Raw genomic sequence first — 24,393 nt, 5'->3', positions numbered from 1 at the left:
TGGGGTGCGTAGTGTCGTACTCATGAGTACGACAGGCGCGACCGCCGATCCGCTCGCGGCCCTGGGCTCGCTGCCCGGCGTGGCCGAGTCCGTCGAATCCGTGCGCAAGGCCGTGGACCGGGTCTACGGACACCGGATCATGCGGCGCCGCAGCAACGAGATCACCTCCGAGGCGGCCCTGCGTGCCGCCCGGGGCTCGGCGGCGCTCTCCGGCGCCGACTGGGCGCTGGAGGAGGTGCGCCGGCGCACCGACTTCGGCACCGACGACGAGGCGCGGGTCATGGGAGCGGCCCTGCGGCTGACGGCCGAGGCCGGACAGCTGCTCTCCATCTGGCGGCAGTCGCCGCTGCGGGTACTGGCCCGGCTGCACCTGGTGGCCGCGGCGAGCGGCGAGGCGCGGGTCGGCAGGCCGCGCCAGGACGGCGAGCCGGTGGACGAGCCGCTGGTCGAGCTGCCGCTGCCGGATGCCCGGGAGGTCTCCGGTCGGCTGGAGGGCCTGGCGGACCTGATCATCGCGGGCACCTCCGCCCCGGCCCTGGTGACGGCGGCCGTGGTGCACGGCGAACTGCTCGCGCTGCGCCCCTTCGCCTCGCACAACGGGCTGGTCGCGCGCGCCGCCGAGCGGATCGTGCTGATCGGCAGCGGCCTCGACCCCAAGGCGATCTGCCCGGCCGAGGTCGGCCACGCCGAACTGGGGCGCGCCGGGTACCTGGCGGCCCTGGAGGGATACGTCTCCGGCACCCCCGAGGGCATGGCGGCCTGGATCGCGCACTGCGGGCGGGCGGTCGAGCTCGGGGTCCGCGAGTCGACGGCGGTGTGCGAGGCGCTGCAGCGCGGCGCGGCCTGAGCGCGGGGGCCGGACAGGGTTGCGGCGGTACGAGTTCTCGTACCGCCGCTGGCACGAACACCGGGTTACCAAGCGTCCTCGATAACTCGCCCATCAGGTCGGGGTGCTTTGCCCGTCACCTGGTGCGGCTGGCCCGTAATCGACGGGTCGACGTCGCGTGGGTGCCCGGTGTTCCGTGCGTGGTCCGTGGGCCAATTGCGCAGTGGTTGGGAATCCTCTCGGATGTCCTTGGTCTCGCGGGCCTCTGTTCTCTTTGTACCGCGCCCCGGAAGCGAGCGGAAGCCCTGCCCCCGTTTCTTTGCCTCCGGGCGCGAAAAGGGGCGAAGCGGGCGCGGTCAGGCGGTGCCGCGGCGCCGGCTGGCGTACCAGACGAGCCCGGCGGTCGCGGCCGCCGCTCCCACGGCCGCCGCCGCGACCAGCGCCGGGCGCGGCGGCACGGAGAGGGTGGGCAGCCGCTTCTTGAGCGGGACCGGACGGCGGAACTCCAGCACCGGCCAGCCCCGCGCGATCGCCTCGCGGCGCAGTGCGCGGTCCGGGTTGACGGCGTGCGGGTGGCCGACCGTCTGGAGCATCGGCAGATCGGTCGCCGAGTCGCTGTAGGCGTAGCAGCGGTCGAGGTCGTAGCCCTCGGAGGCGGCCAGCTCGCGGATCGCCTCCGCCTTGGTCGGACCGTAGGCGTAGTACTCCACCTCGCCGGTGAAGCAGCCGTCCTCGCCGACGACCATGCGGGTGGCCACCACCCGGTCCGCGCCCAGGAGTTCCCCGACCGGCTCGACCACCTCGGCGCCCGAGGTGGACACGATCACCACGTCCCGGCCGGCCGTGTGGTGCTCCTCGATGAGCGAGGCGGCCTCGTCGTAGATGATCGGGTCGATCAGGTCGTGCAGGGTCTCCGCGACGATCTCCCGCACCTGCTGGACGTTCCAGCCGCGCACCATGTCCGACAGATAGGCGCGCATGCGTTCCATCTGGTCGTGGTCCAGACCGCCCACCAGGAACACGAACTGCGCATAGGCGGTGCGCAAGGCGACCCTGCGGTTGATCAGCCCCCCTTGGTAGAAGGACTTGCTGAAGGTGAGTGTGCTGGACTTCGCAATGACCGTCTTGTCCAGGTCGAAGAAGGCCGCGGCGCGGGGCAAGGAGTGGTTTTCCACGCCCCTGAGCATAGGCGCCCACCATTCGGCGTAAGGTGTGGCGCGTGGGTTTGCCTGAGAAGGCTCTCGGGTACACCATGGAAGTCACGGATCGTTCGCGACCGTGCTAACCCGGTCCGGCTCCTCCCCCCCCGAGTCGGCCGTGGGGACGACCCCCGCTCTCCCCCCCGGCGGGGGTCGTCGCATGTCCGGACGGGTTTTTCCGTCCCTTTCCCTCCCTCGTACGGCCCAGCGGCCGACGCCTGCGCGTCGAGGCCGCCGCTTCCGCGCGTCCATGATTCGTTACTCGCGGTAATCGTAGGGCTGCGCTGTGGATGTCGTACACGGTTCAGCGCGCGGTCACCGGTTTGGGTGAGCGAGTTATTCACAGGGCCTGAGTTGTCCACTGTTTTCCACCAAGATCCACACGATTTCCCGGATCGCCGCATCGTGTTTCCGACGCGCTGCGCACGGCGAGTTCACGGCCGGTTCCGTTTGTGGCGGGCGCGTATGGCCGATTCCTGTCGGCCCTTCACGGGGAAGCCGCTCGCCGCTTCTCCGGAAGCCGGGAAATCGCGTGGTCGCGGCGGTACGCGGACCACGCGGCGAAGGGGGAACACCCATGACCGCGACCATCACCCACGACCCACGGCCCGCCACCGGCGGCAGTCCGCTCATCGTCACCGAGGACGCCGTGCTGCTGGACGACCTGCTGCGCCTGTGCGCGGCCGCCGGCGCCACGCCCGAGGTGCACCACGGCGTACCGGACCAGGGCGGCAGCTGGGACGCCGCCCCGCTCGTCCTGGTCGGCGACGACGCCGCCCACCGGCTGCGCGGCTCCACCCGCCGGCGCCAGGTGGTGCTGATCGGCCGGGACCAGGACGACCCCGGGGTGTGGAGACGCGCCGTGGAGATCGGCGCCGACCACGTCCTGATCCTCCCCGACGGCGAACAGTGGCTGGTCGACCGGATCGCGGACGTCGCCGAGGGTGTCGGCCGCCCGGCCCTCACCGTCGGCGTGATCGGCGGCCGGGGCGGGGCCGGCGCGTCCACCCTCGCGTGCGCGCTCGCCGTCACCTCCGCCCGGGAGGGGCTGCGCACACTTCTCGTGGACGCCGACCCGCTCGGTGGCGGACTCGACGTACTGCTCGGTGGCGAGGGCGCCGAGGGCCTGCGCTGGCCCGCCTTCGCCGCCTCCCGCGGCCGGGTCGGCGGCGGCGCGCTGGAGGAGTCGCTGCCCGCGCTGCACTCCCTCCGGGTGCTCAGCTGGGACCGCGGCGACTGCGTCGCCGTGCCGCCCCAGGCCGTGCGCGCGGTCCTGGCCGCCGCCCGGCGACGCGGCGGCACCGTCGTGGTCGACCTGCCCCGCCGCCTGGACGACGGGGTCGGCGAGGTCCTCGCCCAGCTCGACCTGGCCCTGCTCGTCGTCCCGGCCGAACTGCGGGCGGTCGCGGCGGCCGGCCGGGTCGCCGCCGCCGTCGGCATGGTCGTCCGCGATCTGCGGGTCGCGGTCCGCGGCCCCTACGCGCCCGGCCTGGACGACCACGAGGTGGCCCGCCTGCTCGGCCTGCCACTGGCCGGTGAGGTGCCGGCCGAACCCGCCCTCCTGCGCCCGCGCGGCGCCGGGAAACCGCCCGGCGCGAGCGCCCGCGGCCCGCTGGCCCGCTTCTGCACCGAGTTCTGGGAGCGGGCGCTGACCGAGGCGGGAGGGACGCGATGACCCCCTCGGAACGCGGGCGGGTGGACGGCGTGACCCGTCCCGGGGACGGCCGGAGCGGCTCGCGACCGGGCTCCGGGGAGTGCGGACCGGCCGGGGCGGGAGGCTCGCGATGAACCTTCCCGGACTCGACCCGGCCGACGGCGCGGCCCTGCTCGACGGGGTCCGGCGGCGGCTCGCCGAGAGCGGCGCGGAGCCCACGCCCGCGCGGGTCGCCCAGGCGCTGCGGGAACAGGGCCGGGTGCTCGGTGACGCCGAGATCCTCGGCGCGGCCGAGCGGCTGAGGTCCGAGCTCGTCGGCACCGGGCCCCTGGAGCCGCTGCTCGCGGACCCGGACGTCACCGACGTGCTGGTGTCCGCCCCGGACCGGGTGTGGGTGGACCGCGGCGGCGGCCTGGAGCTGACGCGGGTGACCTTCCCCGACGCGGCGGCGGTACGACGCCTCGCGCAGCGACTGGCCGCGGTGGCCGGACGCCGGCTGGACGATGCCCGGCCGTGGGTGGACGCCCGGCTGCCCGACGGCACCCGGCTGCACGCCGTGCTGCCCCCGGTCGCCGTCGGCTGCACCTGCCTGGCCCTGCGCGTGGCCCGTCCCCGGGCCTTCACCCTCGCGGAACTCGTCGCGGCGGGCACCGTGCCACCCGGCGGGGACCGGATTCTGCGGGCCCTGCTCGCCGCCCGGCTGTCCTTCCTGGTCAGCGGTGGCACCGGCAGCGGCAAGACGACCCTGCTCAGCGCCCTTCTGGGGTTGGTCGGACCCGATGAGCGGATCGTGCTCGCCGAGGACTCCGCCGAGCTGAGACCCGACCACCCGCATGTCGTCCGGCTGGAGACCCGGCCCGCCAACCAGGAGGGCGCGGGATTGGTCACCCTGGAGGACCTGGTGCGCCAGGCCCTGCGGATGCGGCCGGACCGGCTGGTGGTCGGAGAGGTGCGCGGGCCCGAGGTCGTGCATCTGCTCGCCGCGCTCAACACGGGTCACGACGGCGGCAGTTGCACGATCCACGCCAACACCGCGGGCGATGTGCCGGCCCGTCTGGAGGCGCTGGCCACGGCCGCCGGCCTCGACCGGGCCGCCCTGCACAGCCAACTGGCAGCCGCCCTCTCCGTGGTGCTCCATCTGGTACGGGACCGCGCCGGACGGCGCCGGATCGCGGAGGTGCACGTACTGGAACGGGACGCCACGGGGCTGGTGCGGACGGTGCCCGCGCTGCGGTGGGGCGAGCGGGCGTTCGTGCGGGAGCGGGGATGGGGGCGGCTCGCGCCCCTGCTGGGCGAGGACGGAGGTGACGGGTGTGCGCACTGAGCTGTCGATGGGTGCCGTGCTGATCTGTCTCGGCGTGCCGGCCTGGCTGCTGGCCGAGCGGCAGCACGGGTTGCGTCGGGCCAGGCTGCTGCTGGCCCGTGGCGGAGGAGCGGCGACCGGTCCGGCGGGACGGGCACAACTCGCGGCGCAGGTAAGGCGGTTGCGCGACCGCTGGGGAGCCGAGTGGTGGGCCCTCGCCGCCGGGCTGCTGCTCGCGGTGCTGGGCACCTCGGTGCTTCCGGCCGTCGCGGGGGCGGCCGGGGTGCCGGTGTTGCGCCGGGTACGGCTGGCCCGGCGGGCGAGAACCGCCCGGGAACGGCGGGCCGACCGGGTGATCGCCCTGTGCGGGGCACTCGCGGGCGAGGTGCGCGCCGGACGGCAGCCCGGGGAGGCGCTGCTGCGGGCGGCGCGGGACTCGGGCGGGCTCGGCGGGGCGCAGGCGGCCGTGGTGGCGGCGGCCCGCTTCGGCGGGGACGTACCCGGTGCCCTCGCGGTGGCGGCCCGCCGGGCGGGCGCTGAGGGACTGCTCGGGCTGGCCGCCTGCTGGCGGGTGGCCGTCGACCAGGGCGCGGGACTCGCGGCCGGCCTGGACCGGCTGGACGCAGCGCTGCGCGCGGAACGGGATCAACGCGCCGATCTCCGTGCCCAGCTGGCGGGCGCCAGAGCCACCGCGGTACTGCTCGCGGCCCTGCCCGCCCTCGGCCTGCTCCTCGGTGCGGCCCTGGGCGCCGCCCCGTTGCGGGTCCTCCTGCACACCGGCCCGGGCCTGGGCTGCCTGCTGATCGGCGCGGCGTTCGAGGCGGCCGGGCTGTGGTGGGCGGCGCGGATCGTGCGGGCAGCGGGGGCGGCATGAGGGAGCGGATGTCCGCCCGGGCCGGGCGGCTGTGGACGCGAGGCGAGGAGTGAGGACGTGAACGGGGATGTTGTGCACAGGCTGGGGACGGTCATGGCCGCGGCGGCGGCGCTCGGCTGGGGTGCGCGGCTGGTGCCGGCGGCCCGCCGCGCGCGCCGGGCGAGACACCGGGCGGTGGAGCTGCTGGCGCCCGAAACGGTGGCGCCCGAAAGGGTGGCGTCCGGACGGCGGTTGCCGGTCACGGACACGGCGCGGCGATGGCTGCCACCGGTGGGTGCGGCGGGCGGGGTGTGGGTGCTGGTCGGCGGGGTCACCGGGGCCCTGCTCGGGCTGGGCGTCGGCGTCGTGCTCTGGCGGTGGTGGCGCCGTCAGGCGACGGCCGGACCGGAGACCGTGGACAGTGCCCGCGCGGCGCGCCAACTGCCGCTCGCCGCCGATCTGCTCGCGGCGTGCATTGCGGCCGGCGCCGGACCGGTGGTGGCCGCGCAGGCGGTGGGGGAGGCCCTGGGCGGCCCCGTCGGGCAGGCGCTGGCGCGGGGCGCGGCGGAGACCCGGCTCGGCGGCGCACCGGCGGACGCCTGGCGGTGGCTGGCCGCGCTGCCCGGCGCCGCGCCCCTGGCCCGGCTGCTGGAGCGGGCCGACGAATCGGGCCTGCCCGCGGCCGGCCCGGTGGCCCGCATCGCCTCGGACACCCGCGCGCAGTGGGGGCGGGCCGCGACGGCCCGGGCCCGCCGGGCGGCCGTGCTGATCTCCGCGCCGGTCGGCCTGTGCTTCCTGCCCGCCTTCATCGCCATCGGCGTGCTGCCCGTGGTGATCGGGCTCGCGGGCGGGGCGATGGCAGGGAGGTGACGCCCACGAAGAGGCGCAGGACGCCGTGACGGCCGAGCGCGGCCGTCGACCGAGGAACACGAGAACAGACCGAGACCTCACGGGGGTTGAGATGAACAGGAAGATCAGGAAAGTGATGGCCGGACTGGCCGGGCTGCGGCGGGCGTGCCGCGCGGACGCGGGGATGGTGACCTCCGAATACGCGATGGGCATCATCGCGGCCGTCGGATTCGCCGTGCTGCTGTACGAGGTCGTCACCAGCGGCCAGGTCCGCGCGGAGTTGCAGTCCATCGTGAAGAAGGCCCTCAGTGCGCGGATGTGAACGGGGGTCGGACCGCGGGTTCGTGACCGTGGAGGCGGCCGTGGTGCTGTGCGTGCTGGTGGCGTTCACGATGGCGCTGGTCTGGGGGCTGCTCGTGGTGGCCGCGCAGATCCGGTGCGTGGACGCGGCCCGCGCGGGCGCCCGGTCCGCCGCCCGCCAGGACCCGCCCGGCGCGGTGCTGTCGGTGACGCGCGACGCGGCGCCGCGCGGGGCGCGGGTGACGGTGGGGCGCGAAGGCGATCAGGTCCGGGTGACGGTGGTGGCCCGGCCGCCGGTGCTCAGCGGACTGCCGTTCGAACTCCGCGAGGACGCCGTCGCGCTGGCGGAGGAGACGGTCGGGACACCGGGGACGGGACGATGACGCCGGGACGGGGTCCGAGGACGCCGGGAAGAGGCCGGATGGAGGCTCGGGTGTCTGCCCGGATTCGGCGGGGAGCGATGGTCGGCCGGGGCGTGCCCGGTCACGGCACTGGCGGGCGGGACGGCCCCGGTTCCGACCGGGGGTCCGCCTCCGTCTGGAGCCTCGGGGTGATCGCGGTGCTCTGTGTGGTGTTCGGCGCCGTCCTCGCGCTGGGACAGGCCGTGGTCGTCCGGCACCGGGCGGCCGGCGGTGCCGATCTCGCGGCGCTCGCGGCGGCGGACCACTGGGCCGAGGGCGGCCCGGCGGCCTGCGCCCGGGCCGGGCGGCTGGCGGCGGCCCAGGGCGCCCGGCTGGTGCGGTGCGCGGTCCAGGGCGAGATCTCGGACGTGACCGCGGCCTCGGGAGGGGGGCCGTTCACGGCGCGGGTCAGGGCGAGGGCGGGCCCGGCGGGTCCGCTGCCGCCAGGCCTGCGGCGACCGGGCCTGTCCGCGACCGGCCCGCCACCACCTGGCCTGCCTCCGCCTGACCTTTCTCCGGCCGACCGTTCTCCACGTGACTTGCCGTGATCCGGCCGGCCTCCGACCGACTCCGCATCCGGTCGGCCTGCGCCTGGCTCCACAGCCGGCCGGCCCCACATGGCCCGTCTCCGCCAGGGCCGCCGCCGTTGGCGCTCAGACCTGGGGTGACTGTCCCGGAGCCGGAGCCGGAGCCGGAGCCGGAGCGGGATCGGGAGCCGAGGCCGGAGCCGCCCCTTCGCCCGGGCGTTCCCCCGGCCCTTCCGTCCCTTCCCCCAGCCCTTCCAGCCGTGGCTTCGGCTCACCCCCTGGCCCTTCCCCCGGCACGTCTCCCCGGCCATCCTCCGGTCCTTCCTCCGGCGCGCCGCGCAGCAGGGCCGTGAGGAGGCGGACCGCGCCTCTCTTGTGCAGGGGGTCGTTGCCGTTGCCGCACTTGGGGGACTGGATGCAGGACGGGCAGCCGGCCTCGCACTCGCAGGAGGCGATGGCCTCGCGGGTGGCTGCCAGCCAGGCGCGGGCGGTGTGGAAGGCGCGCTCGGCGAAGCCCGCGCCGCCGGGATGGCCGTCGTACACGAAGACCGTGGGAAGGAGGGTGTCGGGATGCAGCGGCACGGACACGCCGCCGATGTCCCAGCGGTCGCAGGTCGCGAAGAGCGGCAGCATGCCGATGGAGGCGTGCTCGGCGGCGTGCAGGGAGCCGCCGAGGATCTCCGGGGTGATCCGGGCCTCGTCCAGCTGGTCCTCGGTGACCGTCCACCACACCGCGCGGGTGCGCAGCGTGCGGGGCGGCAGGTCGAGCTTGGTCTCGCCCAGCACCTCACCGGTGATCAGGCGTCTGCGCAGGAAGGAGACCACCTGGTTGGTGACCTCGACGGAGCCGTAGCACAGGCGCCCGTCGCCCCAAGGGATCTCGGTGTCGGTCTCCAGGATGGAGATGGCGGTGGTGTCCCGGGCGACCGTCGAGTACGGCGGGTCGGCCTGCTCCACCAGGGCGACCGAGTCCTCCAGGTCGAGGGAGCGCACCAGATAGGTGCGGCCCTGGTGGAGGTGGACCGCGCCCTCGTGGACCGTGGAGTGCGCGGCGGCGGCGTCCACCGTGCCGAGCAGCCGCCCGGTGCCGCCCTCCACGATCTGGACCGGCCGGCCGCCCGTGCCGCGGATGTCGGTGAGGTCGGCGGCGCGCTCCCGGCGGGTCCAGTGCCAGGCCCGGGTCCGCCGGCGCAGCAGCTTCGCGGCCTCCAGTTGCGGCAGCACGTCGGCGCAGGCGGGCCCGAACAGCTCCAGGTCCTCCTCGGTCAGCGGGAGCTCCGCGGCGGCGGCGCACAGGTGCGGGGCGAGGACGTAGGGGTTGTCGGGATCGAGGACGGTCGACTCCACCGGCTGGTCGAACAGCGCCTCCGGATGGTGGACGAGGAAGGTGTCCAGCGGATCGTCACGGGCGACCAGGACCGCGAGGGCGCCCTCGCCGGAGCGTCCCGCGCGGCCCGCCTGCTGCCACAGGGAGGCGCGGGTGCCCGGGTAGCCGGCGATCACCACCGCGTCCAGTCCGGAGACGTCCACGCCCAGCTCCAGGGCCGTGGTGGCGGCGAGCCCGAGGAGTTCCCCGGAGTGCAGGGCGCGCTCCAGGGCGCGGCGTTCCTCGGGGAGGTAGCCGCCGCGGTAGGCCGCGACCCGCCGGACCAGGGAGCGGTCGACCTCGGCCAGTTTCTCCTGGGCGATCACCGAGATCAGCTCGGCGCCGCGCCGGGACCGTACGAAGGCGACCGAGCGCACGCCCTGCACGGTCAGGTCGGTCAGCAGATCGGCGGTCTCGGCGGTGGCGGTACGCCGTACGGGTGCGCCCCTCTCGCCGTGCAGCTCGGTGAGCGGGGGCTCCCAGAGGGCGAAGACCAGCTCGCCGCGCGGGGAGGCGTCGTCGGCGACCTCGACCACCGGCAGGCCGGTCAGCCGGCGGGCGGCGACGGCGGGCTCGGCGGCGGTCGCGGAGGCCAGCAGGAAGACCGGGGAGGAGCCGTAGCGGGCGCAGACGCGCCGCAGCCGGCGCAGCACCTGGGCGACGTGCGAGCCGAAGACGCCCCGGTAGGTGTGGCACTCGTCGATCACGACGTACTTGAGCGACTTCAGGAAGGAGGACCAGCGCGGGTGGGAGGGCAGGATCCCGCGGTGCAGCATGTCGGGGTTGGTGAGGACGTAGTTGGCGTACTGCCGGATCCACTCGCGTTCTTCGAACGGAGTGTCGCCGTCGTACACGGCCGGGCGTACCGCGGTGCCGAGAGGTTGTGAAAGTTCCTTCACCGACCGGCACTGATCCGCCGCGAGCGCCTTGGTGGGGGAGAGGTACAGCGCGGTGGCCCCTCGGCCGTTCGGCGCCTGGGAACCCTCCAGAAGAGTGGACAGCACGGGGACGAGATAAGCGAGCGACTTGCCGGAGGCGGTACCGGTGGCGACGATCACCGAATCGCCGTCCAGGGCGTGCTCGGCGGCCAGCGCCTGGTGCGCCCAGGGATGCTCGATGCCGCACTCCCGCACGGCCGCGATCACCTCCGGCCGAATCCGGTCAGGCCAGACGGCATGCCGCCCCGTACGCGGGGGCAAGTGCTCCGTATGAGTGATGCGCGCAGCCCGGCTCGGACCGGAGGCGAGCCGGTCCAGGACCGTGCCCGGCGACGGGCGGGACGCCGGGTCCCGCACGGGTCGATCGGATCGGTGATTCTTGGCCATCGGCACCGAGTGTGTCACTGGCGTGACGGACAATGGAGTCAAGGCGTCGTGCACGCCTGCCGGTAAGTGATTGAATGCCATCGCGGCTGGCGTTGCGTCCCGGGGGCCGCAAGGCGAGGTGCCCGAGGGGCGACCGCTCGATAGCAAGGTGCTGGAGGATCCGTGGACCTGTCCCTGTCGACCCGTACCGTCGGCGATCGTACGGTCGTCGAGGTCGGTGGCGAAATCGATGTTTACACCGCGCCCAAGCTGCGCGAGCAGCTGGTCGAGCTGGTGAACGACGGCAATTTCCACCTTGTCGTCGACATGGAGGGCGTGGACTTCCTCGACTCCACCGGTCTCGGCGTGCTGGTCGGCGGCCTGAAGCGAGTGCGTGCCCATGAGGGCTCGCTGCGCCTGGTCTGCAACCAGGAGCGCATTCTCAAGATCTTCCGCATCACCGGCCTCACCAAGGTGTTCCCGATTCACACCTCGGTCGAGGAAGCGGTGGCGGCCACCGACTGACCCTGTTGCCGGCCCCTGGCGGGCCACCGGCCGTCTCCGGTCGCCGACCGTCCTGAGCGACGGCCGGTGGCCGGTGCGGACTCCGGTGTGTCCCGTCCTGGTCCGGTCCGGCCGGGCTCGTACTTCGGTAGGGGCCCGTGCCGGGTGTGCCCGGGTGTATCCGGGTAACGAAGTTCATGAGGGCCGGTCCGCGGGCCGGCCCGTCCGCAGTCCCGTAGTCGCGAGGGGGATGCATGGCCACCGTCGAACTCCGCTTCAGCGCGCTGCCCGAGCACGTCCGGACCGCCCGGTTGGTGGCGGCAGCGGTGGCACGCAGGGCCGGAGTGGACGAGGCCGTCCTGGACGAGGTCCGGCTCGCCGTGGGCGAGGCATGCTCCCGTGCCGTGGGACTGCATCAGAGCGGTGGCATCACGGCGCCCGTGAAGGTGGCGCTGATCGAGGAGGAGAAACAGTTCTCCATCGAGGTCGGCGACGAGGCCCCGCACGCGGTCCCCGCCGAGCGGACCTCCCGGGGCGCCGCCGCCGACGCGGACGTGGAGGCCGAGGAGGACGAGATGGGCCTCGCGGTCATCAGCGGTCTCGTGGACGACGTCGAGGTCACCACCGGCGAGAACGGCGGGCGGATCCGGATGACCTGGCCGGCCGCTCCGCCGGCGGTCACCGCCGCCTGACGTCACCTACCCAAGACTCCGATCCACCTCAGGGCCCTGCCGAGCGCAGGGCCCTGCTCGTGTTGTGGGCAGATCATTTCCCGCCGGCGGAAGAACGTCCGAAAGACGGGCCCGGAGGGGCCGGAAGACGGGTTCTGTGGCGGGCCGGAAGACGGGCCCGGGAATTCGTGAAGGAATTCACGATCAATAGCCGTATCATTCGATCAAGGTTCAATGGGACCGACGGCGTCCGTCAATGCTTTTGAGGCATTACTTCTTTCGGGTTCGCTCACCTGGGCGGGCAAGCCAATTCCGTTTACCGTGCTCTTTTGGCATCACTCACTGGTACCTACAATCCGTCCACATCTTGAGCTCAGCCCAAGCGTCAAGGAGGACGAATGGCGGGGCTTTCTACCCCCTCTCAGTTGGACCACCCCACATCCCTCGCGGCCGCGGTACTCACCGACGGCAACAGGGTCATCGTGGCCGTCATCGCGGCGGTCGCCCTCGCCGCGCTGGTGGTCGCGGGGATCCTGGTGCGCCAGGTGCTTGCGGCGGGCGAGGGCACCGACAGCATGAAGAAGATCGCCGAAGCGGTGCAGGAAGGCGCCAAGGCGTATCTCGCCCGGCAGCTGCGGACACTCGGCGTATTCGCCGTGGTCGTCTTCTTCCTGCTCCTGCTGCTGCCCGCGGACGACTGGAATCAGCGTGCCGGGCGTTCGGTGTTCTTCCTGATCGGAGCCGCGTTCTCGGCGGCCACCGGTTATATCGGCATGTGGCTCGCCGTACGCAGCAATGTGCGGGTCGCCGCGGCGGCCCGGGAAGCCACACCGGCCGAAGGCGAACCCGAAAAAGATCTCACGACCGTCTCGCACACCGCGATGAAGATCGCATTTCGCACGGGCGGTGTCGTCGGCATGTTCACCGTGGGCCTCGGCCTGCTGGGTGCCTCTTGTGTAGTGCTGGTCTATGCCGCCGACGCGCCGAAGGTGCTGGAGGGCTTCGGTCTCGGCGCCGCTCTGATCGCCATGTTCATGCGTGTGGGCGGCGGCATCTTCACCAAGGCCGCCGACGTCGGCGCCGACCTGGTCGGCAAGGTCGAGCAGGGCATTCCGGAGGACGACCCGCGCAATGCCGCGACCATCGCCGACAACGTGGGCGACAACGTCGGCGACTGCGCCGGCATGGCGGCCGACCTGTTCGAGTCCTACGCCGTCACCCTGGTGGCCGCGCTGATCCTCGGCAAGGCCGCGTTCGGCGACTCCGGGCTCGCCTTCCCGCTGCTGGTGCCCGCCATCGGGGTGATCACCGCGATGATCGGCATCTTCGCGGTGGCCCCGCGACGCGCCGACCGCAGCGGCATGTCCGCGATCAACCGCGGTTTCTTCATCTCCGCGGTGATCTCCCTCGTGCTGGTCGCCGTCGCGGTCTTCGTCTATCTGCCGTCGACGTACTCCGGACTCAACGGAGTGACGGACGCGGCGATCAGGGGCAAGGACGGCGACCCGCGGATCCTCGCCCTGGTCGCGGTGGCCATCGGCATCCTGCTCGCCGCCGTCATCCAGCAGCTCACCGGCTACTTCACCGAGACCACCCGGCGCCCGGTCCGCGACATCGGCAAGACCTCCCTCACCGGTCCCGCCACCGTCGTCCTGTCCGGCATCTCGGTCGGCCTGGAGTCCGCCGTCTACACCGCGCTGCTCATCGGGCTCGGCGTGTACGGCGCGTTCCTGCTCGGCGGCACCTCGATCATGCTCGCGCTGTTCGCGGTCGCGCTGGCCGGCACCGGCCTGCTCACCACGGTCGGCGTGATCGTCGCCATGGACACCTTCGGGCCGGTCTCCGACAACGCGCAGGGCATCGCCGAGATGTCCGGCGACGTCGAGGGCGCGGGCGCGCAGGTGCTCACCAACCTGGACGCGGTCGGCAACACCACCAAGGCCATCACCAAGGGCATCGCCATCGCCACCGCCGTGCTCGCCGCGTCGGCGCTGTTCGGGTCGTACCGCGACGCGATCACCACCAATGTGCAGGACGTCGGGGCCAAGCTCACCGGGCCGGGTGCGCCGCTGAGCCTGTCCCTGGACATCTCGCAGCCCAACAACCTGGTCGGTCTGATCGCCGGCGCCGCGGTCGTCTTCCTCTTCTCCGGACTGGCCATCAACGCCGTGTCGCGTTCGGCCGGCTCGGTGGTGTTCGAGGTGCGGCGGCAGTTCCGTGAGAAGCCCGGGATCATGGACTTCACGGAGAAGCCCGAGTACGGCAAGGTCGTCGACATCTGCACCAAGGACGCCCTGCGGGAGCTGGCCACGCCCGGTCTGCTCGCGGTGATGGCGCCGATCTTCGTCGGGTTCACGCTCGGCGTCGGCTCGCTCGGCTCCTATCTGGCCGGCGCGATCGGCGCGGGCACGCTGATGGCGGTGTTCCTCGCCAACTCCGGCGGTGCCTGGGACAACGCCAAGAAGCTGGTGGAGGACGGCCACCACGGCGGCAAGGGCAGCGAGGCCCACGCGGCCACGGTGATCGGCGACACGGTCGGCGACCCCTTCAAGGACACCGCGGGCCCGGCCATCAACCCGCTGCTGAAGGTCATGAACCTGGTCTCGCTGCTCATCGCGCCCGCGGTGATCAAGTTCTCCTACGGAAGTGACAAGAGCCTCGGCGTGCGGATCGGGATCGCGATCCTCGCGCTGCTGGTGATCATCGTGTCCGTGTACGTCTCCAAGCGGCGCGGTATCGCCGTCGGCGACGACGAGAGTGCCGAGCGGGTCGCCAACTCGCCGGACGCCGCGGTGGTTTCGTAGGTTTCCGGACGGAGCCCCCGCACTGGGCGGGCGGACGGCGCGTGCTGACGGCGTGCCGCCCGCCCGTCCGTGTGTGCGGGCGTGGCGCCGCCGTGAGCCTTCTCTCGCGCAAAAAGCAATAAAAGGTATCTAGGGGGCGATCGGTGTGCGGAGGGTGTGCGTCCGCCGTGTAGGGTCCGGGGCCCGAGAGCCATGGAAGGGACCAATCCGGTGAACAAGAAGCTCGCGGCCGCACTGTCCGGCGGTGCGGTACTGGTGGTGGCGCTGTCGGGCTGCAGCAGCAACAGCGCGCCCAAGGGCCCCGACCCCAAGCTGGTCGCCTGGGCCAAGTCGGTGTGCGACGCCGTGCCCGCGCAGGACGCGAAGATCAAGGCGGCGAACGACGCGATCTCCACGACCGCCGCCGACACTGCCAAGCCCGAGACGCTCCAGAAGACCGACTCCCAGGCCTTCCAGGACATGGCCGACGGCTACAAGGCGATCGCCACCGCCGTCAACGAGGCCGGCGCGCCTCCCGGGGTCGAGGACGGCGCCAAGCGGCTGAACGGCGTCGTCAAGAGCTTCAACAGCCTCGCGGCCTCCTACGCCGACCTGAAGAAGCAGGTCGACGGGCTGAACACCAAGGACCAGGCGAAGTTCGCCTCCGGGCTGCACGACGTCGCCCAGCAGATGACGGAGCTGGAGAAGAAGCACCAGAGCGGCACCGAGTCGCTGAAGAAGCTTCAGCAGGGCGAGGTCCAGGACGCCATCGCGCAGCAGGCCAGCTGCAAGAAGGTCGCCGACGCGGCGTCCGCGTCGCCGTCCACGGGCGCCGCGGCGGGCTGACGCAGGCCCGGGGCCGGGCCGACGCCGTGACGAAAGCCGTTGCGGGCCGGTGTCGGCGTCGGCGGTGGGCGGGCCGGGGCGCGCGGCCGCTGCCGGCGCCGTCCCCCGCCGGGCGCGCTCAGGCCGTCCCCGACGGGGCGCGCGGGACACAATGGGGGCGTGACTGACTCCGGACCCGCCTCCCTGCCCGCCGCCGACCGGCCCGAGACCACCGCGCGCCTGCGGGACGCGCTGCTGGCCGCCTCCTTCACCGCCGACGGTCTGCTCGACCTGCTCGGCGCCCCCGCGTACGCGGCGCTGGCCCGCAGCGAGACCGTGCCCGCCCTCAGGGCGACCCGCGGCGACACGCCGCTGGAGACCCTCGTACGGCTCTTCCTGCTCCAGCAGCCCGTGGCGCGGGCGCGGGTGGCCGCCGTGCTCCCCGTCGAGGAGGCCGTCGAGGCCGGGTGGCTCACACGGGTGGGCGGCGACGAGGTGGCCGCCACCGTGGACGTGCGGCCCTACGGCGGTCCCGGTGGCGAGGACTGGTTCATCGTGTCCGACCTCGGGTGCGCGGTCGGTGGCGCGGGCGGCATCGGACAGCGCGCCGAGGGTGTCGTGCTCGGCGTCGGCGGCGCGTCCACCACGCTGGCCGGCATCACCGTGCGCACGCCCGTCGCCGCCGCGCTGGACCTCGGCACCGGCTCCGGCATCCAGGCGCTGCACGCCTCGCGGCACGCCACGCGCGTGACGGCCACCGACCTCAATCCGCGCGCGCTGCACATCACCGCGCTCACGCTGGCCCTCTCCGGCGCACCCGCCGCCGAACTGCGCGAGGGCTCGCTGTTCGAACCGGTCCGGGACGACGAGAAGTTCGACCTGATCGTCTCCAACCCGCCCTTCGTCATCTCCCCCGGCGCGCGGCTCACCTACCGCGACGGCGGGATGGGCGGGGACGACCTGTGCCGCTCGCTCGTCCAGCAGGCTGGGGAACGGCTGAACGAGGGCGGGTTCGCGCAGTTCCTCGCGAACTGGCAGCACGTGGCGGGGGAGGACTGGCAGGACAGGCTCAGGTCATGGGTGCCGCGCGGGTGCGATGCCTGGATCGTGCAGCGCGAGGTGCAGGACGTCACGCAGTACGCCGAGCTGTGGCTGAGGGACGCCGGGGACCACCGCGGGGACCCGGCGGAGTACCAGGCGCGGTACGACGCCTGGCTCGACGAGTTCGAGGCGCGCAAGGTCAGGGCGGTCGGCTTCGGCTGGATCACCCTGCGCAGGACGGGCGCGGCCGAGCCCTCCATCACGGTGGAGGAGTGGCCGCATCCGGTCGAGCAGCCCCTCGGGGACACCATCCGGGCGCACTTCGACCGCCTCGACTACCTCCGGGAGCACGACGACGCGGCCCTGCTCGCCAGTCACTTCCGGCTGGTCGGCGAGGTGGTGCAGGAGCAGGTCGGGCTGCCCGGCGCGGAGGATCCCGAGCACGTCGTCCTGCGCCAGCACCGCGGCATGCGCCGCGCCACCAAGGTGGACACGGTCGGCGCCGGTTTCGCGGGCGTGTGCGACGGCAGCCTGAGCGCCGGCCGCATCCTGGACGCCATCGCCCAGCTGATGGGCGAGGACTCCGTCCGCCTGCGCGACCAGACCCCGGCCCAGATCAGGCTCCTCGTCGAGCAGGGCTTCCTGGAGCCGGCGCGGTGAGGTGACGGGGGCGGGGGCTTCGTCCCGCCCCGCCGACGGGCCGGGCCCGCGGGCCGCCCCGCCGACGGGCCGGGCCCGCGGGCCGCCCCGCCGACGGGCCGGGCCCGCGGGCCGCGACGCCCGCGCGTTGCCGAGCGGTCGTCGCCGGGGGACCGCCGTGCGCGCGCCCGCGGCGCCCCGGCCCCCGCGGGTCACCCCCGGCGCCCCCGCGCGCCGCTCCCGCCGCGCGCCCGTCGTATGCCTCCGGCACACCCGGCGGCAAAACGGCCGGAACAGTACGGGTCTTCCGGGGCGGAGGGCCCGGGCGGCCGGTCCTCGCTCGGGGGCGCCGGGGGTGGCCGGGGGTCGTTCACCCCGATGTCGCCCGCCGGTCTCCCCCGCGTCCCCGCGGCGTGTCACGCTCCTCGCGCCGGGCGGAGGAAGAGGGGGCGGGCGGGGATGGAAAGCGGACCTGCGGTCTTCGCCGGGGCGGTGTTCGCCCTGTTCGGGGCCGCCCTCCTGGGGTGGACCGGCGTACGGCTCAGGCACCGGGAGCCGGTGGCGGACGGTGTGAACCGGGTCGCATCGGCCACCGTCGCGGGCCTCGCCGGAACCCTCGCGCTGGTCCTCGGCGGCTACTGCCTCACCCGCCTCTGACGTCGGCGTGCGTCCTCCCGGGAGCGTGCCGCGAGAGTAAGAGGAGCAATACGCTCCGGACAGGCCGCAGCGGGGTACCCGGTACTCCGGGCGGCAGGAATGCCGGTAGTCGGGTTACCGTTCGAGTGGCCGTTGTGGGCTTTTCCCGTTTGACACGGGGGCGGGATGTACCGTCACACTCCGCAGCGTCACACGTGCCAGCAGTACGCCGCGACCCCGGGACGAAGGCCTGGGGAGGCCAAAGCGTCGACCGGAGAGAAGAGCGAAGTTGTCCCCGACCAGCGAGACCGCACAGGGCGGCCGCCGACTCGTCATCGTCGAGTCGCCTGCCAAGGCGAAGACGATCAAGGGCTACCTCGGCCCCGGCTACACCGTCGAGGCGAGCGTCGGGCACATCCGTGACCTCCCCAACGGCGCCGCGGAGGTGCCCGAGAAGTACACCGGCGAGGTCCGCCGCCTCGGCGTGGACGTGGAGCACGACTTCCAGCCGGTCTACGTCGTCAACGCGGACAAGAAGGCGCAGGTCAAGAAGCTCAAGGACCTGCTGAAGGACTCCGACGAGCTCTTCCTCGCCACCGATGAGGACCGCGAGGGCGAGGCCATCGCCTGGCACCTCCAGGAAGTCCTGAAGCCGAAGATCCCGGTCAAGCGGATGGTCTTCCACGAGATCACCAAGGACGCCATCCGGGCGGCCGTCGCCAACCCGCGCCAGCTCAACCAGAAGCTGGTCGACGCCCAGGAGACCCGCCGCATCCTCGACCGCCTCTACGGCTACGAGGTCTCCCCGGTGCTGTGGAAGAAGGTCATGCCCCGGCTGTCGGCCGGCCGTGTCCAGTCCGTCGCGACCCGGCTCGTCGTCGAGCGGGAACGCGAGCGCATCGCCTTCCGCTCCGCCGAGTACTGGGACCTGACCGGCACCTTCGGCACCGGCCGGGCCGGCGACCCCTCGGACCCGTCCTCGCTGGTCGCCCGTCTCCAGACGGTGGACGGCCGGCGTGTCGCACAGGGCCGTGACTTCGACTCCCTCGGGCAGCTCAAGAGCGCGAACACGCTCCACCTGGACGAGGCGACCGCCCGCGGGCTGGCCGCCGCCCTGGAGAACACCCGCTTCTCCGTGCGCTCCGTCGAGTCCAAGCCGTACCGCCGCTCGCCCTACGCGCCGTTCCGTACGACGACGCTCCAGCAGGAGGCCAGCCGCAAGCTCGGCTTCGGCGCCAAGGCGACGATGCAGATCGCGCAGAAGCTGTACGAGAACGGCTACATCACGTACATGCGTACGGACTCCACGACGCTGAGCGAGACCGCCGTCGCGGCCGCCCGCGCCCAGGTCACGCAGCTGTACGGCGCCGACTACCTGCCCCCGCAGCCGCGTACCTACGCCGCCAAGGTGAAGAACGCGCAGGAGGCGCACGAGGCGATCCGCCCCTCGGGTGATCGTTTCCGCACGCCCGCGGAGACCGGCCTCACCGGTGACCAGTTCAAGCTGTACGAGCTGATCTGGAAGCGGACCGTCGCCTCCCAGATGAAGGACGCGACCGGCAACAGCGTGACCGTGAAGATCGGCGGCACCGCCGCCGACGGCCGGGACGCGGAGTTCAGCGCCTCCGGCAAGACGATCACCTTCCACGGCTTCCTCAAGGCCTACGTCGAGGGCGCCGACGACCCCAACGCCGAGCTGGACGACCGCGAGCGCCGGCTGCCGCAGGTCGCCGAGGGCGACGCGCTGTCCGCCGACGAGATCACGGTCGACGGCCACGCCACCAAGCCCCCGGCCCGCTACACCGAGGCCTCCCTGGTCAAGGAGCTGGAAGAACGCGAGATCGGCCGCCCGTCGACCTATGCGTCGATCATCGGCACCATCCTGGACCGCGGCTACGTGTTCAAGAAGGGCACGGCGCTCGTGCCGTCCTTCCTGTCCTTCGCCGTCGTGAACCTCCTGGAGAAGCACTTCGGCCGGCTGGTCGACTACGACTTCACCGCCAAGATGGAGGACGACCTCGACCGCATCGCCCGCGGCGAGGCCAAGGCGGTGCCGTGGCTGCGGCGCTTCTACTTCGGCGAGGGCAATGTCACCGGCGCCGCGGCCGACGCGGGCAACGGCGACGGCGACCACCTCGGCGGCCTGAAGGAGCTGGTGACCGACCTGGGCGCGATCGACGCCCGCGAGGTCTCCTCGTTCCCGGTGGGCAACGACATCGTGCTGCGCGTCGGCCGCTACGGGCCGTACATCGAGCGCGGCGAGAAGGACACCGAGCAGCACCAGCGTGCCGACATCCCGGCCGACCTGGCGCCGGACGAGCTGACCGTCGAGCTGGCCGAGGAACTGCTGGCCAAGCCGAGCGGGGACTTCGAGCTGGGCACCGACCCGCAGTCCGGCCACACCATCGTGGCCAAGGACGGCCGCTACGGCCCGTACGTCACCGAGGTGCTCCCCGAGGGCACCCCGAAGACCGGCAAGAACGCGGTCAAGCCGCGCACGGCCTCCCTCTTCAAGTCCATGTCGCTGGACACGGTGACCCTCGACGACGCGCTGAAGCTGATGTCCCTGCCGCGGGTCGTCGGCACCGACGCCGACGGCGTGGAGATCACCGCGCAGAACGGCCGCTACGGCCCGTACCTGAAGAAGGGCACGGACTCGCGCTCGCTCCAGACCGAGGACCAGCTCTTCACGATCACGCTGGAGGAGGCGCAGGCGATCTACGCCCAGCCCAAGCAGCGTGGGCGCGCCGCCGCCAAGCCGCCGCTGAAGGAGCTGGGCGAGGACCCGGTCTCCAACAAGCCGGTCGTGGTCAAGGACGGCCGCTTCGGCCCGTACGTCACCGACGGGGAGACCAACGCGACCCTGCGCTCCGGCGACAGCGTCGAGACGATCACCCCCGAGCGCGGCTTCGAACTGCTCGCCGAGAAGCGCGCGAAGGCCCCGGCCAAGAAGACCGCGAAGAAGGCGGCGGCGAAGAAGACCGCCCCGGCGAAGAAAACCGCCGCCAAGAAGACGGCGGCCAAGAAGACGGCGAGCGCCGCGAAGAAGACGACGGCGAAGAAGACGACCGCCAAGAAGGCGACGGCCGCCAAGTCGACGCCTTCCGGCACGGAGGACTGAGCCCCGGAGCCGGTCCGCCGGTACCGGCGGACCGGTGGCCTTGGCACCCGGGAACCGGTCCCTGGTACGGACGGCCGACGCTTTCCTCGTTTCGCCTCGCACACGCCCCGGCATCACTTTGGTGTCGGGGCGTGCGCATGCCAGGAGAGCGAGGTGTGGTGTCGTCGGCTACGGATAGGCTGAACGCATGACGCGAGCCGAGCAGCCAACGGCCCACACCCCAGAACCGGACGACGCCCTGGTCGCGGACTCCCGCGAGCGCGCCGTGCGTTCCCTGTTGCGCCGACCGCAGTTGCGGCGCCTGTGGAGCGCGCAGCTGGTGAGCGGCGCCGGCGACATCCTCGCCCTCCTGGTTCTGGTCCTCCTCGTCCTCCAGGCGGCGATCGACCAGGGGACGTTCGGCGGTGGCTACCGGGGCGTGGCGTTCGCAGTGGCGACCGTCTTCGCGGCGCGCGGCCTCGCCGCGCTGCTGTTCGGCGCGGTCCTGCTGGGCCCGCTGACCACGCTCACCGCGCAGGATGGCCCGCTCGACCGCCGCTGGACCATGGTCGGCGCCGACGGACTGCGGGCCGTGCTGCTGATCATCGCCCCGCTGTGGATCGACTGGGCCCCGGCGAACGCGCCGGCCGTGCTGCTGGTCACCGCCTTCGTCACCGGCGTCGCCGAGCGGCTGTGGACGGTGTGCCGCGAGAGCGCCGCCCCCGCCCTGCTGCCCGCCCCGCCCCCGGAGGGCGCGACGGTACGGCCGCTGCCGGACCACATGGACGCGCTGCGCCGCCTCGCGCTGCGCACCGGCTTCCTCGCCGTCCCGCTGGCCGCCGCCGCCCTCGTCGTGGCCGCCCTGCTGAACAACCTGCTGGGCACCGGCGTGCCCTGGTTCGACCAGCACCACGCCGCCCTCGCGTCGTACGTCGCGGCCGGTCTGTTCGCCGCCTCGCTGTCCCTGCTGACCTTCCTCGAACTGCCCGACACGCGCACCCCGCGCGCCCGGTCCCCGCTGGAGGGCCTGCGCCGCCCGCGCACCGGCACCGGTGTCGACAAGGGGCGCACGGGCGCCATCCCGCTGCTCGTCCCGGCCTGCGCCGCCGTGGCCGGCGCCATCGCCGCGGCCGTCTCCGTCTGCGTGCTGCACGCCACCGACCTGGGCGGCGGCCCGGTCCTGTTCGGCCTGCTGGTGCTGGGCCTGACCGGCGGTGTCGCCGTCGGCATCCGCACGGCCCCCGCGCTGCTGCCCTCGCTGTCCCGCCGCCGGCTGCTGTCCCTGGCCATCGCCTTCACCGGCATCGCGCTGCTGGCCGCCGGGCTGGTCCCGGACGTCACCACCGTGCTGCTGATCGCCACCCTCGCCGGCTTCACCGCGGGCGTCGCCGCCAACACCGGGCACGCGCTGCTCGACCAGGAGACCGAGGACTACCGCCGGGCGCGCGTCACCGAGCACCTCCAGGCCGTGGTCCGCGTCTGCATAGCGCTCGGCGCGCTGATCGCCCCGGTGATCGCCGGGCTGATCGGCCGGCACCGGCTGGAGAACGGCCGCTTCGTCTTCGCCCACGGCGGCGCCTCGTTCACGCTGATGCTGGTCGGCGCGCTGCTGCTGCCGGTGGCCGCGCTGGTGCTCGCCAAGGTCGACGACCGTTCCGGCATCCCGCTGCGCCAGGACCTCAAGGACGCGCTGCTCGGCGGCGACGACCCGGTGGAGACCCCGGCGGCCAACGGCTTCTTCATCGCCCTCGAAGGCGGCGACGGCGCGGGCAAGTCCACCCAGGCCGAAGCGCTCGCCGAGTGGATCCGCGGCAAGGGGCACGAGGTCGTGCTCACCCGCGAACCGGGCGCCACGCCGGTCGGCAAGCGGCTGCGCTCGATCCTGCTGGACGTGTCCTCGGCGGGCCTGTCCCACCGCGCGGAGGCGCTGCTGTACGCCGCCGACCGCGCCGAGCACGTCGACACCGTCGTACGCCCCGCCCTGGAGCGCGGCGCGGTCGTCATCTCGGACCGCTACATCGACTCGTCCGTCGCCTACCAGGGCGCCGGCCGCGATCTGTCCCCGACCGAGATCGCCCGCATCAACCGCTGGGCGACCGACGGGCTCGTCCCGCACCTCACCGTGCTCCTCGACGTCTCCCCGGAGGCCGCCCGCGAGCGGTTCACCGAGGCGCCGGACCGGCTGGAGTCGGAGCCCGCGGAGTTCCACGCGCGCGTGCGGGCCGGCTTCCTCACCCTGGCCGCCTCCGACCCCGGCCGCTACCTGGTGGTCGACGCCGCCCAGGAGCCCGAGGCCGTCACCACCGTGATCCGGCACCGGCTCGACACCGTGCTGCCGCTGTCCCAGGCCGAGATCGAGGCCCGCGAGGAGGCGCGCCGCAAGGCCGAGGAGGAGGCGCGCCGCAAGGCCGAGGAGGAAGCCGCCCGCAAGGCCGAGGAGGAGCGCCTGGAGCGCGAGCGCCAGGAGGAGCTGGCCCGGCTGCGTGCCGAGGAGGAGGAGCGCAAGCGCCGCGAGCTGGAGGAGGCGCAGCGCCGCGAGGCCGAGCGGCAGGCTGAGGAGGCCCGGCAGCGGGCGGCCGAGGCGGCCCGGCGCGCGGAGGAGGAGCGGCAGCGCCTGCTCGCCGAGGAGAAGGCCCGCGCCGAGGAGGAGGCCCGCCGCAAGGCGGAGGAGGAGCGCCGCCGCAAGCAGGCCGAGGAAGAGGCCCGGGTCCGCGCGGAGGAAGAGGCCCGGCAGGCCCGCCTGCGTGCCGAGGAGGAGGCCCGGCTGGCCAAGGAACGTGCCGAGGAGGAGGCGCGGCGCCTGGAGGCCCAGCGCAAGGCGGAGGCGGCACTGCTCCGCGCCGAGCAGGCCCGCCGCCAGGCGGCCGAGGCGGCCGCCGCCGCCGACGCCGCGGCCCGCAGGCCCGGCAGCCCCCTCCCGAAGGCCCCCGGTGTGACCCCGGACGCGTCGACGGTCGCCACCCCGGTGGTGTCGCCCGGCCCGGGCACGGAGGAGACGGTGCCCACGCCGGTCGTCTCGCCCGACCAGGACGGGCCCGTCGGCCGCGGGGCCACGGGCGGCCACCGGGACTACGGCTCCGACGCCGAGGTGACCGCCGAGCTGCCCCAGCCGCCGGCCGCCGGACCCGGCGCGGCCGTTCCCGGCGCGGCGGACGAGACGGCGGTGCTGCCCCAGGTGGGCGCCGCCGACGAGACCGCGGTACTGCCCCGGGTGGACGCGGAGGAGACCGCCGTACTGCCGCCGGTGCGCGATGACGCCCCGGCGGACCGGGTGCCGCGCGGCTTCTTCCGCGACGAGCGCCCGGCGGCGGGCCCCGACGGCTCCGAGGACCGCACCCGCGAGATGCCCCAGCCGGGCGCCGAGGGCGCCGCGCGCCGCCGCCCCCGCCCCGACTGGGCCGAGGAGACCCCGCTGGACGACCTGCCGTCCCTGGCCGACGAACTGCTGGGTTCGTACGACGACCACGACGACGACCGGTCCCGCCGGGGCCGCCGGGGCTGAGCCCCACGCGCCTTCCGGAAGCGGCGCCCGTCCCCTGCCCGGCAGGGAACGGGCGCCGCTCCGCATCGGCGGGCGCCACCGTTGTCGGACCCCACCCGCACAATGGAGGT

Annotated in this window: 18 protein-coding genes; 16 read left to right on the top strand and 2 right to left on the bottom strand. The window is 73.7% G+C overall.

All coding sequences use genetic code 11. The features are described 5' to 3' along the window. Nucleotides 1-22: 22 nt before the first annotated feature. A complete protein-coding gene (locus HZZ00_RS35130; RefSeq protein WP_180330080.1) occupies nt 23-847 on the top strand; it encodes a Fic family protein in 825 nt (274 codons plus the stop codon). A 335-nt stretch (nt 848-1,182) separates the two neighbouring features. Here HZZ00_RS35130 and HZZ00_RS35125 read toward each other — a convergent pair whose 3' ends face one another. Beyond that, nucleotides 1,183-2,013 (bottom strand): HAD family phosphatase, encoded by an 831-nt coding sequence (locus tag HZZ00_RS35125; protein WP_180330079.1) that lies wholly within the window; start codon nt 2,011-2,013, stop codon nt 1,183-1,185. A gap of 589 nt (nt 2,014-2,602) precedes the next feature. Here HZZ00_RS35125 and ssd point away from each other — a divergent pair. The 7 genes from ssd to HZZ00_RS35090 all read left to right on the top strand — a co-directional run bounded on the left by ssd (nt 2,603) and on the right by HZZ00_RS35090 (nt 7,933). Beyond that, entirely contained in the window at nt 2,603-3,700 is a 1,098-nt protein-coding gene (ssd, locus tag HZZ00_RS35120) for a septum site-determining protein Ssd (RefSeq protein WP_180330078.1), read from the top strand. A 109-nt stretch (nt 3,701-3,809) separates the two neighbouring features. Further along, nucleotides 3,810-5,003 carry a TadA family conjugal transfer-associated ATPase gene (locus tag HZZ00_RS35115; RefSeq protein WP_180330077.1) on the top strand — a complete coding sequence of 398 codons (1,194 nt, stop codon included), beginning with the start codon at nt 3,810-3,812 and terminating at the stop codon, nt 5,001-5,003. A 7-nt stretch (nt 5,004-5,010) separates the two neighbouring features. Continuing rightward, nucleotides 5,011-5,856 carry a type II secretion system F family protein gene (locus HZZ00_RS35110; RefSeq protein WP_180333836.1) on the top strand — a complete coding sequence of 282 codons (846 nt, stop codon included), beginning with the start codon at nt 5,011-5,013 and terminating at the stop codon, nt 5,854-5,856. A gap of 57 nt (nt 5,857-5,913) precedes the next feature. Further along, complete coding sequence (locus HZZ00_RS35105; RefSeq protein ID WP_180330076.1) at nt 5,914-6,705, top strand: type II secretion system F family protein; 792 nt, start codon at nt 5,914-5,916, stop codon at nt 6,703-6,705. Between the two features lie 91 nt (nt 6,706-6,796). Next, the gene (locus HZZ00_RS35100; protein WP_180330075.1) at nt 6,797-7,006 is read left to right on the top strand and encodes a DUF4244 domain-containing protein; all 210 of its coding nucleotides are present in this window, start codon (nt 6,797-6,799) and stop codon (nt 7,004-7,006) included. Nucleotides 7,007-7,028: 22 nt separating this feature from the next. Further along, a complete protein-coding gene (locus tag HZZ00_RS35095; RefSeq protein WP_180330074.1) occupies nt 7,029-7,367 on the top strand; it encodes a TadE family type IV pilus minor pilin in 339 nt (112 codons plus the stop codon). A 77-nt stretch (nt 7,368-7,444) separates the two neighbouring features. Beyond that, nucleotides 7,445-7,933, top strand: coding sequence for an Rv3654c family TadE-like protein (locus HZZ00_RS35090; protein WP_257586036.1), 489 nt, complete (start codon nt 7,445-7,447; stop codon nt 7,931-7,933). A gap of 105 nt (nt 7,934-8,038) precedes the next feature. Here HZZ00_RS35090 and HZZ00_RS35085 read toward each other — a convergent pair whose 3' ends face one another. Then, nucleotides 8,039-10,684, bottom strand: coding sequence for a DEAD/DEAH box helicase (locus HZZ00_RS35085; protein ID WP_257585534.1), 2,646 nt, complete (start codon nt 10,682-10,684; stop codon nt 8,039-8,041). 81 nt (nt 10,685-10,765) lie between these two features. On the opposite strand from HZZ00_RS35085, the gene bldG reads away from it, so the two are divergent. The 8 genes from bldG (at nt 10,766) to tmk (ending at nt 24,283) form a co-directional block, all read left to right on the top strand. Then, complete coding sequence (gene bldG, locus HZZ00_RS35080; protein WP_010986038.1) at nt 10,766-11,107, top strand: anti-sigma factor antagonist BldG; 342 nt, start codon at nt 10,766-10,768, stop codon at nt 11,105-11,107. 233 nt (nt 11,108-11,340) lie between these two features. Then, on the top strand, nt 11,341-11,778 hold the full coding sequence (locus HZZ00_RS35075; protein WP_180330072.1) for an ATP-binding protein: 438 nt from the start codon (nt 11,341-11,343) through the stop codon (nt 11,776-11,778). 377 nt (nt 11,779-12,155) lie between these two features. Continuing rightward, entirely contained in the window at nt 12,156-14,561 is a 2,406-nt protein-coding gene (locus HZZ00_RS35070; protein ID WP_180330071.1) for a sodium-translocating pyrophosphatase, read from the top strand. 192 nt (nt 14,562-14,753) lie between these two features. Beyond that, nucleotides 14,754-15,386 carry a small secreted protein gene (locus HZZ00_RS35065; RefSeq protein ID WP_180330070.1) on the top strand — a complete coding sequence of 211 codons (633 nt, stop codon included), beginning with the start codon at nt 14,754-14,756 and terminating at the stop codon, nt 15,384-15,386. Nucleotides 15,387-15,545: 159 nt separating this feature from the next. Beyond that, entirely contained in the window at nt 15,546-17,066 is a 1,521-nt protein-coding gene (locus HZZ00_RS35060) for a class I SAM-dependent methyltransferase (RefSeq protein WP_180330069.1), read from the top strand. A gap of 438 nt (nt 17,067-17,504) precedes the next feature. Continuing rightward, nucleotides 17,505-17,702 carry a hypothetical protein gene (locus tag HZZ00_RS35055; protein WP_180330068.1) on the top strand — a complete coding sequence of 66 codons (198 nt, stop codon included), beginning with the start codon at nt 17,505-17,507 and terminating at the stop codon, nt 17,700-17,702. 268 nt (nt 17,703-17,970) lie between these two features. Continuing rightward, nucleotides 17,971-20,802 carry a type I DNA topoisomerase gene (gene topA / locus HZZ00_RS35050; RefSeq protein ID WP_180330067.1) on the top strand — a complete coding sequence of 944 codons (2,832 nt, stop codon included), beginning with the start codon at nt 17,971-17,973 and terminating at the stop codon, nt 20,800-20,802. A 187-nt stretch (nt 20,803-20,989) separates the two neighbouring features. Beyond that, nucleotides 20,990-24,283, top strand: a complete 3,294-nt coding sequence (tmk, locus tag HZZ00_RS35045; protein WP_180330066.1) for a dTMP kinase — start codon at nt 20,990-20,992, stop codon at nt 24,281-24,283. Nucleotides 24,284-24,393 lie beyond the last annotated feature (110 nt).

Origin of the sequence: Streptomyces sp. NEAU-sy36 (genome assembly GCF_013423905.1) — a bacterium.
GTDB classification, from domain to species: Bacteria; Actinomycetota; Actinomycetes; order Streptomycetales; family Streptomycetaceae; genus Streptomyces; species Streptomyces misionensis.
The sequence above is the reverse complement of the archived record's forward strand: the minus strand, read 5'-3'. Positions and strand labels throughout refer to the sequence as shown.